We start from the raw sequence: 15,750 nt of genomic DNA, 5'->3' as shown, positions 1-15,750 counted from the left end.
TTTATATTTAGTCCTCCTATGATTATAACCCAAGTAAAAGATAAAGCATCAAAAAAAGCATTTTTAAACCTTGCACGTACGTTATACAAGAATGACAAAAACTGGGTTTGCCCGCTGGATAATGATATTGAAGCCGTATTTGATGCGGCTAAAAACAATTTTCACCAGGATGGCAAGTGTACCCGCTGGATTCTTAAAGATGATAACGGCAAGGTGATAGGCCGTGTTGCTGCCTTCATCAATAATAAAAAGGCCTATCATTATGAGCAGCCAACTGGTGGCATGGGCTTTTTTGAATGCATCAACGATAAAAAGGCAGCTTTCCTGCTATTTGATACCGCAAAAAAATGGTTGCAGGATAATGGCATGCAAGCCATGGACGGGCCCATTAATTTTGGCGAGAATGATAATTTTTGGGGATTGCTGGTTGAGGGCTTCACCCACCCCTCCTACGGCATGAACTATAATTTTCCGTACTACCGGGCATTTTTTGAAGATTACGGCTTTAAAACACTGTATGAGCAAATTACCAATCACCTGGATGTAAACAAGCCTTTTTCTGAGCGCTTTACAAAAATTGCCAATTGGGTTATTAAAAAGCCCGGGTACGATTTCAGGCATTTCGAGATAAAAAAGATGGAAAAGTTTGCTGCCGATTTTATCGAGATTTATAACGATGCCTGGCAGGATTTTGAAAACTTTGTTCCAATTACCCAGGCCACCATTGCCGAAAGCTTTAAAAAAATGAAGCCCCTAATGGACGAAAAATTGATCTGGTTTGCGTACATTGATGATGAACCGGCTGCATTTATTATAATTTTGCCCGATGCCAACCAGATGCTTAAGCCACTAAACGGCAAACTGGACCTGATTGGTAAGCTTAAATTTTTATATTATCGTTGGAAAGGCGTATCGCGTATGCGGGCGATAGTGATGGGCACCAAACAAAAATACCAGAAACACGGGCTCGAATCGGCCATATTCATCAAACTTAAAGAGTATGTTTTACCTTTAAAGCAATACGATGAACTGGAATTGTCGTGGGTTGGGGATTTTAATGAGAAAATGATTGCCATTCATGCGGCTGTTGGAGCTACATTTGGCAAAAAACACTTAACAATGCGTTGCACATTTTAAACAAGCCCGGTTGCACCCGGGCTTAAATTTATGCGGTAGCTTTTGAGTGCCTAAGCTCTTCAAACAGCTCAATCACCTTTTTTTGCAGATCGATAACTTCGGTTTCACGATCCATTAAACGTTTGTTAACTGTTTCCAATTCGTTAACAAATTTTTGATCCTGTTCGGCATCATTGAATGTAAGTAGCTGAACCACCGACATTTCGAACAAAGTTGCTATTTGCTCAAGCCTTGATAAGTTAATATCCGTTATCCCGGTCTCAATTTTTGAGAATGCGGGAATGGAAATATCTAACCGCTTTGCAACATCCTCCTGGCTCCACCCTTTTTGATGACGTAATAGTCTGATTTTTTTTCCAAGTGTCTTCATTTAATTCGAATAATAATAAAGGTTTCGCAAAAGTTAATTACCTTACAATAATATTTATTATCACGCTAATTATCAACTAATTTGCACAATATTTTATTTAAAAGCGCAACCCGATAAAACAAATCGCAATTATCTGCGTTACAGGGCACTAAACAAGTTTCAATCCACCTTTTTAAGTATAGCCGAGCGCAAACTATTAACCGTTCAAAGTTGTAAAATAATCGGGATTCTTTATAGCGAAACATTCTTTTACATTTTTTTGTGGTGCCCTACCGGGTTTTGTACAAATAAAATCCGAAACAATTATATGCCTGGTATCATGCAGGCAACGAGGTGGCAACCCAATTCGTCGATAAACAAATATTACGGAGCGTTCTAATATTGAGCGGTAGAGTTGGCCAAAGCTATAACCCTGTTATTTTTTTTGTGCCTAAAACTGTAATTTTAAAAATAACAGTTAAAACCTATTGCAATTATCGATTACAGTCGTATCTTTGTACTGTAATAATTTTAATTACAGATGAACGGGCAATTTCAAATAGCGATACACATTCTCACCCTACTCAATGCGCAGCCGGGTGAGCTATTGCCGTCTGATTATATTGCCGGCAGCATCAATATCAACCCTGTATTGGTACGTAAAGAGATTAGCAACCTGCGTAAATACGGATTAATAGCCAGTAAGGAAGGTAAGGCCGGCGGATATAGCCTTAACCTGCCGCCCGATAAAATTCGCTTCAGTGATGTGTATAAGGCTGTAAAAGTTGCACCGGCTTTGGGTCAGGCAAAAAATAAACCCAACCCAGCCTGCTCCATAGGTAAGCAAATAAGTAAGCACCTGGATGATTTGGCCGACGAGGTTGATACAACCATATTTGACAAACTAAAAACGATGACACTGGCTGATTTCAGCAGCAAATTCGAGTAAAAAAATTTAAACAAAACTGTAACAAATTAAATTACAATAAAAATAACAACAATTATGAAATTAGCACTAATAGGCGCTACAGGCTTTGTAGGCAAAGCTGTATTAAACGAAGCGTTACAACGCGGATATGAGGTAACTGCTATCGCCCGTAACCCTCAGGCAGCTGGTATTAATAACGATAAGCTTACGACGGTAACAGCTGATATTTGGGATACCGATAATTTGGCAGCGGCCCTTAAAGGCCATGACGCAGTAGTTAGCGCTTTTAACGCCGGCTGGACAAATCCAAACCTTTATGATGATTTCTTAAAAGGCAGCGAAGCGATACAACAGGCTGTAAAACAATCGGGCGTTAAGCGCTTATTGGTTGTTGGCGGCGCGGGTAGTTTATACGTGGCACCGGGTGTACAATTGGTTGATAGCCCTCAATTCCCTGCCGAGTGGAAAGCAGGGGCTACAGCGGCACGCGATTACCTGAACATCCTAAAAAAAGAAGATGAATTGGATTGGACATTTTTAAGCCCCGCCATTAACCTGCACCCCGGCGAGCGCACAGGCAAATTCCGTACCGGTACCGATGAACCAATATTTAACGATAAAGGCCAACACGAAATCACGGTTGAAGACCTGGCCGTTGCTATTTTAAATGAACTGGAAAACAACGAATTTGTAAAAAGAAGGTTTACAGTAGGGTATTAAGCATAATCCCGTCTCAAGTCTCGCCTTTGGAGGGAGACTTGAGACGGTTTTTCTATAGGGCCCTAACTTTTATACTCCTGAAAAACACCTCATTACCATGATCCTGTAACAATAAGTGTCCTTGAGGGGCTTCGCCAAAGTTTTTCCATATGGTATATTTACTAATGGCAACCAGGTCTTTAAATGCTTTTGAACCACGCTCGTATTCTAATACTTTAACTCCGTTCAGGTAGTGCTCAACGTGATTATTAGGATAAACCACTACCCTGCCAATGTTCCATGCTCCTATCGGGTGTACAAAGCGCTCCGGTTTATTTGCCTTAATAAGGTCATATAATGAAGCCAGCGTTCTGTCGCCATCGCGGCCAAGTTTGGCATCGGGATGCAGTTTATCATCCAATACCTGGTACTCCAGGCCTATTGCTGATCCTGTAGTGACTTCACTCAGGGTAACAAAGTATTTAACACCGCTGTTGGCCCCCGGAGTCAGCTTAAACTCAAACGAAAGGTCGAAGGCGCTATAATTGTCATCAGTAACCACATCACCACCGCCCGATTCTTCTTTACCGGCAGATGGCAGCACATGCATAGTTCCGTTGGCTACCTCCCAGCCATGGTTAGGGAAAGTTTTGAGGGTTGCACCACGCCAGCCGGCACTGGTTTTACCATCATATAACAGCTTCCAACCGGCGGCTTTTTCGGCAGCGGTGATACTGTTGGGTTGCAGGTTCACAACATACACATTTTTAGGAAACGGCTTTGATTTTAGATTGGTAGTTTGCAGGTTAAAGTTTTTGAAATATACTTTTTTACCGGCTTGTTTTTCGTCGCTCACCGCGTGAACCTGTAAGGCAATGAAGCCTTTAGTGTCTATGGTATCCACCACATCAGCAGTTGGGATTCCGTTTACCCAGGTTTTCATTTCGTTACCAATGCACTCAATGCGGATGTGATTGTACTCGCCCACTTTAAAGGCATCTTTGGCAGCGGCATTCAAATCAAGTGGGTACAACCAGTCGCGGCGTCCTTCGTCATAAATACCACCTGTCCATTTACGATCCGATGGATCAATCTCAAACTGGCGGCCATAAACCAGCCCCTTGCCATCGTGACCGGCAGGGTTATAATGGCTACGTGTTTGCACACCAGAGTTGCTCAGTTTGCTTTCTATTTTGGCATCCAACTCTAAAATAAAATCGCCGTATTCTTTTTCGGTAACCAAAAAGGTGTTGCCAGAGTTTAACACGGTGGTGCCCACAATAGCCCCGTCTTCTACCTTATAATCCGCGGTACCGGCAAGGCGTTTCCAGCCTTTAAGCGTTTTGCCATCAAATATTTTGGTTTGCGCCTGGGTTAATGACGCTGTTGCAAGTAAAAGAGCTAAGGGATAGATGTATTTTTTCATGTTATGGTATTGTTATTCAAATTATTAAACTATGTCATTGCGAGCGTAGCGCGGCAACCTCTTCGCTTACTTGGCGGAGATGCATTTCTACGGGATTGCTTCGTTCCTCGCAATGACATACTGGTGAGGAATGAGGCAATAATGGCGTTTTACACCTTCACCTCCCAGCCTTTTTCATATTCCCGGCTCCAAAGTTTTTGGGCTTCAGGGTCGTTTAGGATATGGCCGTTAGTTGGATTAATGTGCAGCACGCGGTCAACGCGGTATGATATATTGCCTAACTGCGGCAACAAGGTTGATTTAAAACCAATTTCGATGGGGCAGTTCAGTGGCGCTACTCCCCTTACACCATCGATAAAATTCTTCAGGTGAAAACCATCAAGCGCCTCGGTAGGGCTAACTTTGTTAGTGCCGTCAACTTTGGTATCGTCTTTTACTTCTTTTACCAGCTTGTTATCGCCATCGTAAACCTGGTAGCCATTGCCGCTGCCGTAAAACAGGGTACCTTTATCGCCATAAAATACCACCCCGCGGCTTAACTGCTCGATATTAAAACCATTACTACTCCGGCTTTCCCACTCGGCAGCCGTATTGTTGGGGAAATTATACAGGATATTCTGCGTATCGGGCGTTTGCCAATCGTCATTAAAATGGAAGCGGCCGCCGGTGGATACTACTTTGTTAGGATAATCAACCCCCAAACCCCAGCGGATCACATCCAGTTCGTGGGTACCGTTGTTCAACGCCTCGCCGGTTCCCCAGTTCCAAAACCAGTGCCAGTTATAGTGTATCAGGTTATCCTGGTAGGGCTTCCGTGGGGCCGGGCCCTGCCACAGGTCGTAATTTAAATTTGCCGGCACGGGCACTTGCTTGCCATGCCCAATGCTCAGCCTGTGGTTGGTATACCAGCCTTTGGCGTAATAGGTACGGCCAATAACACCGTCATGCAATTCCTTTACCATGGCCTGCACGTTGGAGAACGAGCGCCGCTGACTACCCATTTGCACCAGCCGATTGTATTTTTTTGCGGCCTCAACAGCCATTTCGCCCTCGTGTGGGTTATGGCTGCAGGGCTTTTCAACATAAACATGTTTGCCGGCCTGGCAGGCCATAATGGTTGCCGGGGCGTGCCAATGATCGGGCGGGGCAACAACAACGGCGTCGATATCTTTTATTTCCAGCATTTTGCGGATATCGGTAATTCCCTTTGGCCGTTTGCCTGTTATTTTATAAATCTCTTCAATGGTTCTGTCCACTACTTTGGAGTCCACATCGCAGATATATCCTATCTCTACATTAGGAATTTTAGCATAGCTCTGTGCCAGGTAAAGGCCGCGGCTATTGGTGCCCATAGAGCCTAAAACTACTTTTTCATTGGGCGAGCCTTTGAAAAAACCGGCCGCCTTTGAAAGTTGGGGCGCAAGTAAAAAACTTGTCCCGGCAACTGACGTATTCTGAATGAACTGTCTTCGGTTAAGCATAGGTAACAGCTAAATTGGTTTACTGTAATTGCCCGCGGGGGCAGGCAGGCAAATTAGCTAAGTTTTGTAAAGCTTCGAAGAAAACAGGCTGTTTTTTTTGAATACCATTGTAATTTAGCTGTTACGTCAATACGTTGCTAACCTAATCGGCTTGCCTGAAAAACAAAAAAACAAGCCGGCAGAAAAGTGGCTTGTTTTTAAAGGATAGTGTTTAGGAGCATTAAATTATTAACTATTAACTGTCTACTTTGTAAAAATAGGCATCCCCTGTTGTTATCAGATTAGTAGAAACACGGTATTTGAGTAATTCCTACACGTGTTTTTACGTAAAAAAACGCGTGACTTTCACATCTATAGCGGCAGGTTTTAAACCTGTCGCTATAGATGCTTAAATAGATAATTATATTAGTATTGTATTGGCGGAGGTATGAGTTTGGGGTTCTGGCGCTGGTGCCAGTACGGATATATTGGAGTCAAATCGCTGGCGGCATCTAATTTTTTTATCTGGTCGGTAGTTAAATTCCAACCTACTGCACCCAGGTTCTGTTTTAGCTGTTCCTGGTTACGTGCGCCTATGATGATATTGGCAACGGTTGGCCGTTGCAACAGCCAGTTAATTGAAACTTGTGCTACAGATTTACCTGTTTCTTCGGCCACTTCATCCAAAACATCAACAATATTGTACAAGCGATCGAAGTTGGTTGCCGGGCCATGAGCGCCACCTTGTACGGTTCTGGAATCTGCCGGTATGGGTTGCCCCCTCCTGAATTTACCGCTCACTTTGCCCGATGCCAACGGGCTCCAAACTATGGTACTCACATTTTGATCAATAGCTAAAGGCATCAGCTCCCATTCAAATTCCCGGTCTAACAACGAATAATAAGCCTGGTTGGCAATGTACCTGCTCCAGCCATAACGTTCAGATACCGACAGCGATTTCATTAAATGCCAGCCCGAAAAGTTTGAACAGGCAATATAACGTACCTTGCCGCTGGTTACCAGGTCATCAAGCGCGCGCAAGGTTTCTTCCACCGGGGTTGTGGCATCAAAGCTATGCATGTGGTAAATATCTATATGGTCGGTTTGCAGGCGTTTAAGGCTATCTTCTGCCTGCTTTATTAAATGCAGGCGCGATGAACCATAATCGTTAACACCATCGCCCATAGGAAGTGTGGCCTTTGTGCTGATGAGTACCTCGTTACGCAGCCCTTCCAATGCCTTGCCTAATATCTCTTCCGATAAACCCTTTGAGTATATATTCGCGGTATCAAAAAAATTGACGCCGGCATCAAGGCATAAATTAATTAGTTCTTTGGCATCATCAACCTGTGTATTGCCCCAGGCTTTAAAAAATTCGTTGCCGCCGCCAAACGTGGCCGTTCCGAAACTTAATACGGGCACCCTCAATCCAGATGCTCCTAATTGTCTGTATTCCATAGTGTAATTTTAAGCAGAAAGTTTAAAGCAAAAGGCCGTAAGCCTTTATCGCATATAACAAAACTAAAACATCTGTCTCTGTAGCGCGGATATTGCGCATCATCATTTTGTCATTTGTGGCCAGCAAAAATAAAAGGCCAGGTTATGCGCTGTCTTTGTCTTGATTCTTGACTCCTGATTATATCCGCAGCCCCAATCAGGAACCCTTCTAAATAGCAAATAGCACCTTTAAAGGCCATTGCATTGGTTAACTTTGCGCCAAAATTTAACTTATGGCAACAACTAAACTTACTATTAATAACAACGGATCTGTAAAAATCGACGGCGATTTTGAAATTGTAGATATGCAGGGCAATAACTATGGCTTACAAGGCAGAACAATAGTTTCTATCTGCCGTTGTGGCTTATCGGCCAACAAACCATTTTGCGATGGGTCGCATAAAGGTCATTTTGAGCATGATGCAATCGCTTTTGATTTGCCCCCTAAAAAGGTATAATTCGTTTAATAACGGGCTCCGCTACTAAACCGGCAAATTATCTGTTTTTTATAACAAATGGCTCCTACGGGGCCATTTGTGTTATTATGCCGGTAAACTTGTTTACATAGCGTATATTTATCATAATGAAACAATATTGCATCCTGTTAATAATGATTGTAACCGGTTTAAAAACCTTAGCCCAACAACCCGATACCACCTTCCTTAAAAATCTGCTACAATCTCACCCGGAGTTGTTTCAAGGCATCCTCAATCATCCAACACATAACGAGGTACAAATCCTGTATACCCAGATTGATCGCGATAAAAACAATATACCGCATTTTAAATCATTCAGTTATCGGCTTAATCCAAAGCGATATTTTTATCCGGCAAGTACTGTAAAGCTGCCAACCTGCATTTTCGCGCTCGAAAAAATTAACGAGCTTAAAATTAAAGCCTTTACAAAAAGTTCGGCAATGATAACCGACAGCGCTTTTGCAGGACAAACTAAAGTTAAAACAGATACATCGTCGACCAATGGCTTGCCATCGATAGAAAACTACATAAAAAAGATACTGCTGGTAAGCGATAACGATGCCTATAACCGGCTGTATGAGTTTGTTGGGCGCGAAGAGATTAACCAAAAACTAAAAAAATACCAGCTTAACAATACCCGCATTATTGGCCGGTTGGCGATAAATGATACCGGCGAGGGTACCAAACACACCAACCCTATTGATTTTTACAATGGCGATAAGCTGGTTTACCAAAAACCAGCCTTGTATGACAGCAGCGATTACCCCATGCAATTGGATAACATGCTGCAAGGCAAAGGCTACCTGGATAAGAATGATAAACTGATAATGCAGCCCTTTGATTTTAGCCAGAAAAACGTTTATACCATTGCAGATCAGCAGATGGTTTTAAAACGGTTGCTTTTCCCCGAAACGTTCGACAAAGCGCAACGCTTCAATTTAACACCGGCAGATTATCGGCTTATCTACAAGTATATGAGCATGTTCCCCACAGAAAGTACTAAACCCACCTATAACCGGCCACAAAATTATCCTGTAATGAGCAAACTGTTGTTTTATGGTGCTGATAGTACCGCGGCGCCCGATGCAAACATCAGAATTTTTAATAAATACGGCGACAGCTATGGCTACAACATTGACAACGCTTATATAGTTGATTTTAAAAATAACGTGGAGTTTTTACTTACAGCAGTTGTTCAATCAAATGAGGATGGTATTTACAATGATAACAAATACGAGTATGCCACTGTATGCCTCCCCTTTTTGAAAAACCTTGGGCAGGTAATCTATCAGCATGAATTGCACCGGCCTAAAAAAAATAAACACGAATTGCCGCGGATTGTATCGAATTACACTAATTAAAAAGTCGATTTGTGTTTGTTAGTTTGTGTAATTAGATACAATCCGCGGCAATTAGTGTTAATATTTGCGTTTCTTAATTCGTGCAATTTACCTCAATTAGTCCAATTCGTGTTATAAAATACAATTCAACAAAACTTACCTCGCCATCCTGCGTTTAGTTTTAGTACCATTAAAACAAGCACATGGCAACTACCATAATTGAATACAAAGATAATTTTCCCATACTTTATGGCGATGACAGGGTAAACCTGAACTGGCCGGAACGTTATACATCTATCATTGGTGGTGTAAAACTCGGCTGGTCGGGCTTTAAGAACATTTTCTCGAGCCCATTTTCAAGTGTTTTAAAAATTGGCGCGGGTGGTTACCTGTTAAACCGCGGCCTTACAGGGCATTGTGAGCTTTATAAGCGCATTGGCAAACTTTCTACCAGTCCTATAAACGTTAATATCCGGTCGTCATTCACGGTAAACCAACCAAGGCATAAGGTTTATAATTTTTGGCGAAAGCTGGATAACCTGCCCTTGTTTATGAAACACCTGGAAAGCGTGGAAATTATCGACTCTAAATATTCTTATTGGGTTTTAAAACTACCTGCCGATATGGCAACCGTAAGCTGGCATGCCGAAATTGTGAAGGATGAGCCAAACGAAATGATAGGCTGGAGTTCGCTACCCGATTCGGCCATTAATAATGCAGGCAAGGTACGTTTCCAGGATACGGTTGACGGCACAGGCACCGTAGTTGATATTGTGATTAGTTACCAACCGCCCGCAGGCGGCATAGGCGCTGGCATAGCGCAGGTTTTGAACCCGTTGTTTAAAAACATGGTTGACAAAGACGTACAAAACTTCAAACAGTATATGGACCTTGATAACGGATTCGAAGCATCTTTTGATACGCCGGAGGTTATTATTATATCTTAAAAGCATAAAAAAAGCCGCCTTGCAAAACGCAAGGCGGCTTTTAAATTCAAGGGCAAACTGCCGGTGAATGTTATTATTTTACTGCATCAATAACGGCTTTGAAAGCATCAGGATGATTCATTGCTAAATCAGCCAATACTTTACGGTTTAAACCGATTTCTTTTGCTGCTAATTTACCTATTAATTGAGAGTAAGAAATTCCGTGCTGACGGGCACCGGCGTTGATACGCTGGATCCATAAAGCCCTGAACTCTCTTTTCTTGGTTTTACGGTCACGATAAGCGTACTGTAAACCTTTTTCTACTGTGTTTTTTGCAACGGTATAAACCTTGCTGCGTGAACCCCAATAACCTTTGGCGAGGTTCATGATCCTTTTCCGGCGTCTTCTCGACGCTACTGCGTTAACTGAACGTGGCATGTTGTTTGATTTTGGTAGTGAGTGCCTGCCTTTACAGCCGAACTTAAAACTCTAATACCTGGTTAAAAAAAATTGTGAATTACTTTCCGATGCAAAGCATGCGTTTAACATTTCCACTATCAGCTTTAGAAACTAAGCTGGTGTGGCCAAGGTTACGCTTACGTTTAGTCGACATCTTAGTTAAGATGTGGCTTTTGAATGCATTCTTCCGAGTGATTTTACCTGTTCCAGTAAGCTTAAAGCGCTTTTTAGCACTGGAATTGGTTTTCATTTTTGGCATAACTATTTAATTATATGTGCAGATGTGCAGATATGCAAATGTGCAAATCATTACACCCGCGGGTTTGATCTTTAATGCTTTTTTCATCCGCACATCTGCACATCTGAAATTCGCACATTTAAAATTATTTTTTTGCCGCTTTAGGTGCAAGGGTTAAAAACATCCTTTTACCTTCAAGCTTTGGTAATTGCTCCACTTTACCTACATCCTCCAATGCCTGTGCAAAACGAAGTAGTAATATCTCGCCTTGCTCTTTGTAAACAATGGCACGGCCTTTAAAGTGTACGTAAGCCCTCACCTTTTCGCCGGCTTCCAAAAACTTAATGGCATGCTTTAATTTAAATTCAAAGTCATGGTCATCAGTATTCGGCCCGAAACGAATCTCCTTTATAACAGTTTGCTTGGCATTGCTCTTTATCTCTTTAAGCTTTTTCTTCTGTTCGTAAATGAACTTGTTATAGTCCGTTACTTTACAAACCGGAGGTACGGCGTTCGGAGATATTTCAACCAGGTCAAGTTCCTGCTCCTGCGCTATAGCAAGGGCATCTCTTAATGAAAAAATACCTTGCTCTACGTTATCACCTACAAGGCGAACTTCCTGAGCCCTAATGAATTGATTGATGTTGTGTTCAGCTTCTTTTTTCTTAAAAGGAAGCCTTGGTCCTCTATTGAAAGGTTTGTTTAATGCCAAGTTATACTTTTATTTCTTTAATTATTTGTTCTTTAAAATCTTCTATGCTCATACTTCCCAAGTCGCCCAAACCATGTTTCCTTACAGAAACCATGCCTTCGGCAGCTTCTTTTTCACCCACTATCAACATATAAGGGATCTTTTTGACTTCAGCATCGCGTATCTTACGCCCTATCTTCTCGTCCCTGAAATCAATCAGCCCGCAAATATCGGAATCTTTTAACACATCAGAAAGTTTTTTTGCATATTCCTCGTATTTTTCTGATATCGGCAGGATAATAAATTGCTCAGGCGACAACCACAGCGGGAAATTACCTGCGCAATGCTCAATTAACACAGCAATAAAGCGTTCCATTGATCCAAATGGCGCCCTGTGGATCATTACAGGGCGATGTTTTAAGTTGTCGCTGCCGGTGTATTCCAGTTCAAAACGCTCAGGTAGATTATAATCTACCTGGATGGTTCCCAATTGCCATTTACGGCCCAGGGCATCTCTCACCATAAAATCGAGCTTTGGGCCATAAAACGCAGCTTCGCCATATTCTACAACAGTTTTAAGGCCTTTCTCGTTTGCCGCTTCAATAATAGCCGACTCAGCCAGCGCCCAGTTCTCGTCGGTACCGATGTATTTGGCTTTATTATCCGGATCACGTAACGATACCTGGGCGGTATAATTTTCGAAGCCCAGCGCCTTGAACACGTACAATACCAGGTCAATTACTTTTTTAAATTCATCCTTTACCTGGTCGGGACGGCAAAATAAGTGGGCATCATCCTGTGTAAAGCCACGCACACGGGTTAAGCCATGCAGCTCGCCGCTTTGCTCATATCGGTATACAGTACCAAACTCAGCCAAACGGACCGGAAGATCTTTGTATGATCGTGGTTTTGTTTTATAAATTTCGCAGTGGTGCGGGCAGTTCATTGGTTTTAAAAAGAACTCCTCTCCCTCCTGCGGGGTTTTTATAGGCTGAAACGAATCGGCACCATATTTTTCATAGTGACCAGATGTTACATACAGGTTTTTATGCCCGATGTGTGGTGTAATTACCTGCTCGTAGCCGGCTTTAACCTGTGCTTTTTGCAAAAAGTTTTGCAGGCGTTCGCGCAGGGCTGTTCCTTTAGGCAACCACAAGGGCAAGCCCATACCTACTTTTTCTGAGAAGGCAAACAGTTCCAGCTCTTTACCTAATTTCCTATGATCGCGCTTTTTAGCTTCCTCAATCATATGCAGATACTCGGTAAGTTCGCTGGCCTTAGGGAAAGTTACAGCATATATACGGGTTAATTGCTTGCGTGTTTCGTCGCCGCGCCAGTAAGCACCGGCAACGCTCATGAGTTTAACAGCTTTTATAAAACCGGTGTTGGGGATATGCGGCCCGCGGCACAAGTCGGTAAAGTTACCTTGTGTGTAAAATGTAATGGCGCCATCGGGCAGATCTTTGATGAGGTCGAGTTTATACTCATCCCCTTTATCAGTAAAATACTCAATAGCATCGGCTTTACTAACCGGTTTGCGAATGTACTCCTCTTTGGTTTTAGCTAACTCAATAATTTTATCTTCGATCTTTTTGAACTCATCTGACGAAAATTCACGATCACCAAAGTCTACATCATAATAAAACCCGGTTTCGATAGCCGGACCGATACCAAATTTGGTACCCGGATAAAGCGCCTCCAAAGCTTCGGCCAATAAGTGGGCCGATGAATGCCAGAAAGTTGATTTACCTGAAGCATCGTTCCAGGTTAATAATTTAACGTGCGAATCTTTTTCGATAGGGCGGCTGGCATCCCAAACCTCGCCATCAACTTCGGCTGCTAAAACGTTACGCGCTAATCCTTCAGAGATCGACAACGCGATCTGGGCGGAAGTGATCCCCTTGTCGTACTGACGAACGGAACCATCGGGAAGTGTAATACTAATCATCTACAACTATGATTTAAAGTTTATAAAATTACGTTTGCACAATCACCTACAAAGTGATTGTATATTTTGAGGTGCAAAAATAGGATTATTTTTAGGATTTCGGAATTGGGAATTTCGATTTCGGATTTGAACAAAGTGGTAAGTAAACACATATGCGCCACATAGCATCAAGATATCAACTATTATTTTTTTAGATTGAATTTTTGATTATTTTCAAATCGTTTAATCAACTTCATTTCCATAACCTTTATCACACCAAACAATGATCATCTACGGCATCAAAGCTACCCTTCGAAAAACCGATTTTATTGCAGATGCATGCCCGGCCTGCGGCGCAGGTAATGTAATGCAGATGAACGTATTTCAGCGGTACGCGCATGTTTACTGGATACCGTTTTTTCCAATCGGTAAAACCGGCGTTTCGCAATGTACCAATTGCAAACAGGTGTTAAAATTCAACCAGATGACACCTTCGCTCAAAATGAGCTATTACAATATTAAAAAGCATACCGCGATACCTGTATGGACATTTTCTGGTGTTTTTATTATCGCACTGATAGCAGTAGGCGTAACTATTTCCGGCAGGCAAACGGCAAAAAAGGTGAGCAGTATGATTACTTCGCTCAAAAAGGATGATATCCTTCAAATTAAATTAAAGGATAACGCATACACCCTGATTAAGGTTAACAGAGTTGTTGGCGACAGCATATATTGCCTTGCCAATAAGTATCAAACAAATCTGGAGTCGGATATTGATAATTTAAAGAGCAAGGAGTTTGAAACCGAAGAAGATGGCATAAGTACCGCCGATTTGAAACTAATGGATAAAAAAGAGCAGATATTGGATGTTGAAAGAAATTAGAACCTTTCGCAGAGATATTTTTCTTTAATAATGTTGATGTGATGTAGTTCATGACCTGCAATATGATACGCTAAGGCCCTCACAGTGGCATCATTTGCTGTGCCTGTGCCATGTCCCATTCTGTTAAATGCGTCTTCGGGCAGCCCATTAAACAGGGCTATGGTTGATCGCCTTACCGCATCGTATTCTTCAAAAATATTATCGAGTTCCCGGTTGTCCGCATCAGAGTATTCAGCATAAGCATCCTGGTCAAATCCAATAAGGCCATTTTTTTCGTTACGCGCAAACCTAAGTGCCCTGTAGGCATAAATGCGCTCATCGTCAATAATATGCACCAGCACCTGCTTTATACTCCATTTTCCTGGCGCGTACCTGTAGTACAAAACTTCATTTGGTAATGCATATATTAATTGTTTTATGCTATCGAAGCAATCTTGCAGGTGCTTTAACAGTAAGCCATCTGCCGGCACCAGCTTCATATACATGATAGCATATGGCGGATATTCGTTTGCCTGTGGAGGGTTTATTATTCTCATAATAAATTATCAGTTAGCTAAAAATCATCAAAACCAATCCAAAATTCAAACATTCCCCCAACCCAACGCCAAAACATCGGCCAGGTGAATAGTCTTTATAGGCAAGCTGTTTTTATCGATATACGTTTGCAGCTGCATTAAACAAGACGCATCGGTGGAGATGATATATTCTGCACCGGCGGCTAAAGCATTGTCTACTTTTTGCTGCGCCATAGCTGTAGAGATAGCTTCAAACTTAACGGCAAATGTACCGCCGAAGCCGCAACAGGTTTCGTTATCTTTTAGTTCGAGCAGCTCCAGGCCTAATACTTTGGAGAGGAGTTGCCTTGGTTCTGTCCTGATCTTACACTCGCGCAGGGCGGCGCAGCTATCGTGGTAAACGGCTTTGCCATCCAGCTCGGCACCGAAGTAATCAAACTGGAGGATGTTTACCAGGAAATCCGACAGCTCGTAAATATTACCCTGTATGGCCCGGCATTTATTGTGCAGGGCTGTATTGGTAAATAAATCGTTATAGTAATTTTTCACCATGCCCGTACACGACGCCGATGGCGTAACGATGACGCTATCTTCCGAAAAATCATTCAGGAATTTACTGCCCACTGCTTTGGCATCATCCCAAAAACCGGCGTTAAATGCCGGTTGCCCGCAGCAGGTTTGGTTTGGATTAAAGCTAACCTTACAGCCTGCCTTTTCCAGCACTTTTATGGTATTAAAAGCAGTATCAGGAAATAATTGATCTACAAAACATGGTACAAACAGCTCTATCTTCATCGG

At 42.4% G+C, this 15,750-nt stretch carries 17 protein-coding genes; 7 read left to right on the top strand and 10 right to left on the bottom strand.

Translation table 11 applies throughout. From position 1 onward, the window contains the following. Positions 1–18: 18 nt before the first annotated feature. Positions 19–1,137, top strand: a complete 1,119-nt coding sequence (locus PQ469_RS10755; protein WP_274212969.1) for a GNAT family N-acetyltransferase — start codon at positions 19–21, stop codon at positions 1,135–1,137. Positions 1,138–1,165: 28 nt separating this feature from the next. Here PQ469_RS10755 and PQ469_RS10750 read toward each other — a convergent pair whose 3' ends face one another. Then, a complete protein-coding gene (locus PQ469_RS10750; protein ID WP_076378169.1) occupies positions 1,166–1,507 on the bottom strand; it encodes a helix-turn-helix domain-containing protein in 342 nt (113 codons plus the stop codon). 520 nt (positions 1,508–2,027) lie between these two features. On the opposite strand from PQ469_RS10750, the gene PQ469_RS10745 reads away from it, so the two are divergent. Continuing rightward, entirely contained in the window at positions 2,028–2,435 is a 408-nt protein-coding gene (locus PQ469_RS10745) for an Rrf2 family transcriptional regulator (RefSeq protein ID WP_274212968.1), read from the top strand. Between the two features lie 54 nt (positions 2,436–2,489). Then, positions 2,490–3,134 (top strand): NAD(P)-dependent oxidoreductase, encoded by a 645-nt coding sequence (locus PQ469_RS10740; RefSeq protein WP_274212967.1) that lies wholly within the window; start codon positions 2,490–2,492, stop codon positions 3,132–3,134. A 52-nt stretch (positions 3,135–3,186) separates the two neighbouring features. Here PQ469_RS10740 and PQ469_RS10735 read toward each other — a convergent pair whose 3' ends face one another. The 3 genes from PQ469_RS10735 to PQ469_RS10725 form a co-directional block, all read right to left on the bottom strand. Beyond that, entirely contained in the window at positions 3,187–4,539 is a 1,353-nt protein-coding gene (locus PQ469_RS10735) for a 3-keto-disaccharide hydrolase (protein WP_090647371.1), read from the bottom strand. A 149-nt stretch (positions 4,540–4,688) separates the two neighbouring features. Then, complete coding sequence (locus PQ469_RS10730; protein WP_274212966.1) at positions 4,689–6,020, bottom strand: Gfo/Idh/MocA family protein; 1,332 nt, start codon at positions 6,018–6,020, stop codon at positions 4,689–4,691. Between the two features lie 405 nt (positions 6,021–6,425). Next, complete coding sequence (locus PQ469_RS10725; protein WP_274212965.1) at positions 6,426–7,457, bottom strand: aldo/keto reductase; 1,032 nt, start codon at positions 7,455–7,457, stop codon at positions 6,426–6,428. Between the two features lie 272 nt (positions 7,458–7,729). On the opposite strand from PQ469_RS10725, the gene PQ469_RS10720 reads away from it, so the two are divergent. The 3 genes from PQ469_RS10720 (at position 7,730) to PQ469_RS10710 (ending at position 10,259) form a co-directional block, all read left to right on the top strand. Further along, the gene (locus tag PQ469_RS10720; protein WP_090647357.1) at positions 7,730–7,954 is read left to right on the top strand and encodes a CDGSH iron-sulfur domain-containing protein; all 225 of its coding nucleotides are present in this window, start codon (positions 7,730–7,732) and stop codon (positions 7,952–7,954) included. 125 nt (positions 7,955–8,079) lie between these two features. Further along, positions 8,080–9,333 (top strand): serine hydrolase, encoded by a 1,254-nt coding sequence (locus PQ469_RS10715; RefSeq protein WP_274212964.1) that lies wholly within the window; start codon positions 8,080–8,082, stop codon positions 9,331–9,333. A gap of 182 nt (positions 9,334–9,515) precedes the next feature. Next, positions 9,516–10,259 (top strand): SRPBCC family protein, encoded by a 744-nt coding sequence (locus PQ469_RS10710; protein ID WP_274212963.1) that lies wholly within the window; start codon positions 9,516–9,518, stop codon positions 10,257–10,259. 73 nt (positions 10,260–10,332) lie between these two features. Here PQ469_RS10710 and rplT read toward each other — a convergent pair whose 3' ends face one another. The 4 genes from rplT to thrS form a co-directional block, all read right to left on the bottom strand. Then, a complete protein-coding gene (gene rplT, locus PQ469_RS10705) occupies positions 10,333–10,677 on the bottom strand; it encodes a 50S ribosomal protein L20 (protein ID WP_076369188.1) in 345 nt (114 codons plus the stop codon). A 79-nt stretch (positions 10,678–10,756) separates the two neighbouring features. Continuing rightward, positions 10,757–10,957 carry a 50S ribosomal protein L35 gene (rpmI, locus tag PQ469_RS10700; protein ID WP_090647347.1) on the bottom strand — a complete coding sequence of 67 codons (201 nt, stop codon included), beginning with the start codon at positions 10,955–10,957 and terminating at the stop codon, positions 10,757–10,759. A 124-nt stretch (positions 10,958–11,081) separates the two neighbouring features. Continuing rightward, complete coding sequence (gene infC, locus PQ469_RS10695; protein WP_090647343.1) at positions 11,082–11,648, bottom strand: translation initiation factor IF-3; 567 nt, start codon at positions 11,646–11,648, stop codon at positions 11,082–11,084. A gap of 1 nt (position 11,649) precedes the next feature. Next, on the bottom strand, positions 11,650–13,575 hold the full coding sequence (thrS, locus tag PQ469_RS10690) for a threonine--tRNA ligase (RefSeq protein ID WP_274212962.1): 1,926 nt from the start codon (positions 13,573–13,575) through the stop codon (positions 11,650–11,652). Between the two features lie 262 nt (positions 13,576–13,837). Between thrS and PQ469_RS10685 the strand changes: the two genes are divergently transcribed. Next, on the top strand, positions 13,838–14,437 hold the full coding sequence (locus tag PQ469_RS10685; protein WP_274212961.1) for a hypothetical protein: 600 nt from the start codon (positions 13,838–13,840) through the stop codon (positions 14,435–14,437). Here the strand turns inward: PQ469_RS10685 and PQ469_RS10680 are convergent. Further along, positions 14,434–14,973: a DinB family protein gene (locus tag PQ469_RS10680; RefSeq protein ID WP_274212960.1), complete on the bottom strand. Its 540-nt coding sequence runs from the start codon at positions 14,971–14,973 to the stop codon at positions 14,434–14,436. The genes PQ469_RS10685 and PQ469_RS10680 overlap by 4 nt on opposite strands. A 45-nt stretch (positions 14,974–15,018) precedes the next feature. Further along, positions 15,019–15,747 carry a (Fe-S)-binding protein gene (locus PQ469_RS10675; RefSeq protein WP_274212959.1) on the bottom strand — a complete coding sequence of 243 codons (729 nt, stop codon included), beginning with the start codon at positions 15,745–15,747 and terminating at the stop codon, positions 15,019–15,021. Positions 15,748–15,750 lie beyond the last annotated feature (3 nt).

The sequence above is a fragment of the Mucilaginibacter sp. KACC 22773 genome (genome assembly GCF_028736215.1).
GTDB lineage: Bacteria > Bacteroidota > Bacteroidia > Sphingobacteriales > Sphingobacteriaceae > Mucilaginibacter.
Note: the sequence above shows the minus strand (reverse complement) of the source record. Positions and strands in the feature narration are given on the sequence as shown.

What these genes read in the sequence shown, in the direction of transcription:
- PQ469_RS10740 (WP_274212967.1), top strand. Translation starts at nt 2,490, where the DNA reads ATGAAATTAGCACTAATAGGCGCTACAGGCTTTGTAGGCAAAGCTGTA.
- PQ469_RS10680 (WP_274212960.1), bottom strand. Translation starts at nt 14,973, where the DNA reads ATGAGAATAATAAACCCTCCACAGGCAAACGAATATCCGCCATATGCT.
- PQ469_RS10750 (WP_076378169.1), bottom strand. Translation starts at nt 1,507, where the DNA reads ATGAAGACACTTGGAAAAAAAATCAGACTATTACGTCATCAAAAAGGG.
- PQ469_RS10745 (WP_274212968.1), top strand. Translation starts at nt 2,028, where the DNA reads ATGAACGGGCAATTTCAAATAGCGATACACATTCTCACCCTACTCAAT.
- PQ469_RS10725 (WP_274212965.1), bottom strand. Translation starts at nt 7,457, where the DNA reads ATGGAATACAGACAATTAGGAGCATCTGGATTGAGGGTGCCCGTATTA.
- PQ469_RS10685 (WP_274212961.1), top strand. Translation starts at nt 13,838, where the DNA reads ATGATCATCTACGGCATCAAAGCTACCCTTCGAAAAACCGATTTTATT.
- PQ469_RS10720 (WP_090647357.1), top strand. Translation starts at nt 7,730, where the DNA reads ATGGCAACAACTAAACTTACTATTAATAACAACGGATCTGTAAAAATC.
- thrS (WP_274212962.1), bottom strand. Translation starts at nt 13,575, where the DNA reads ATGATTAGTATTACACTTCCCGATGGTTCCGTTCGTCAGTACGACAAG.
- rpmI (WP_090647347.1), bottom strand. Translation starts at nt 10,957, where the DNA reads ATGCCAAAAATGAAAACCAATTCCAGTGCTAAAAAGCGCTTTAAGCTT.
- PQ469_RS10675 (WP_274212959.1), bottom strand. Translation starts at nt 15,747, where the DNA reads ATGAAGATAGAGCTGTTTGTACCATGTTTTGTAGATCAATTATTTCCT.
- PQ469_RS10710 (WP_274212963.1), top strand. Translation starts at nt 9,516, where the DNA reads ATGGCAACTACCATAATTGAATACAAAGATAATTTTCCCATACTTTAT.
- PQ469_RS10730 (WP_274212966.1), bottom strand. Translation starts at nt 6,020, where the DNA reads ATGCTTAACCGAAGACAGTTCATTCAGAATACGTCAGTTGCCGGGACA.
- PQ469_RS10735 (WP_090647371.1), bottom strand. Translation starts at nt 4,539, where the DNA reads ATGAAAAAATACATCTATCCCTTAGCTCTTTTACTTGCAACAGCGTCA.
- PQ469_RS10755 (WP_274212969.1), top strand. Translation starts at nt 19, where the DNA reads ATGATTATAACCCAAGTAAAAGATAAAGCATCAAAAAAAGCATTTTTA.
- PQ469_RS10715 (WP_274212964.1), top strand. Translation starts at nt 8,080, where the DNA reads ATGAAACAATATTGCATCCTGTTAATAATGATTGTAACCGGTTTAAAA.
- rplT (WP_076369188.1), bottom strand. Translation starts at nt 10,677, where the DNA reads ATGCCACGTTCAGTTAACGCAGTAGCGTCGAGAAGACGCCGGAAAAGG.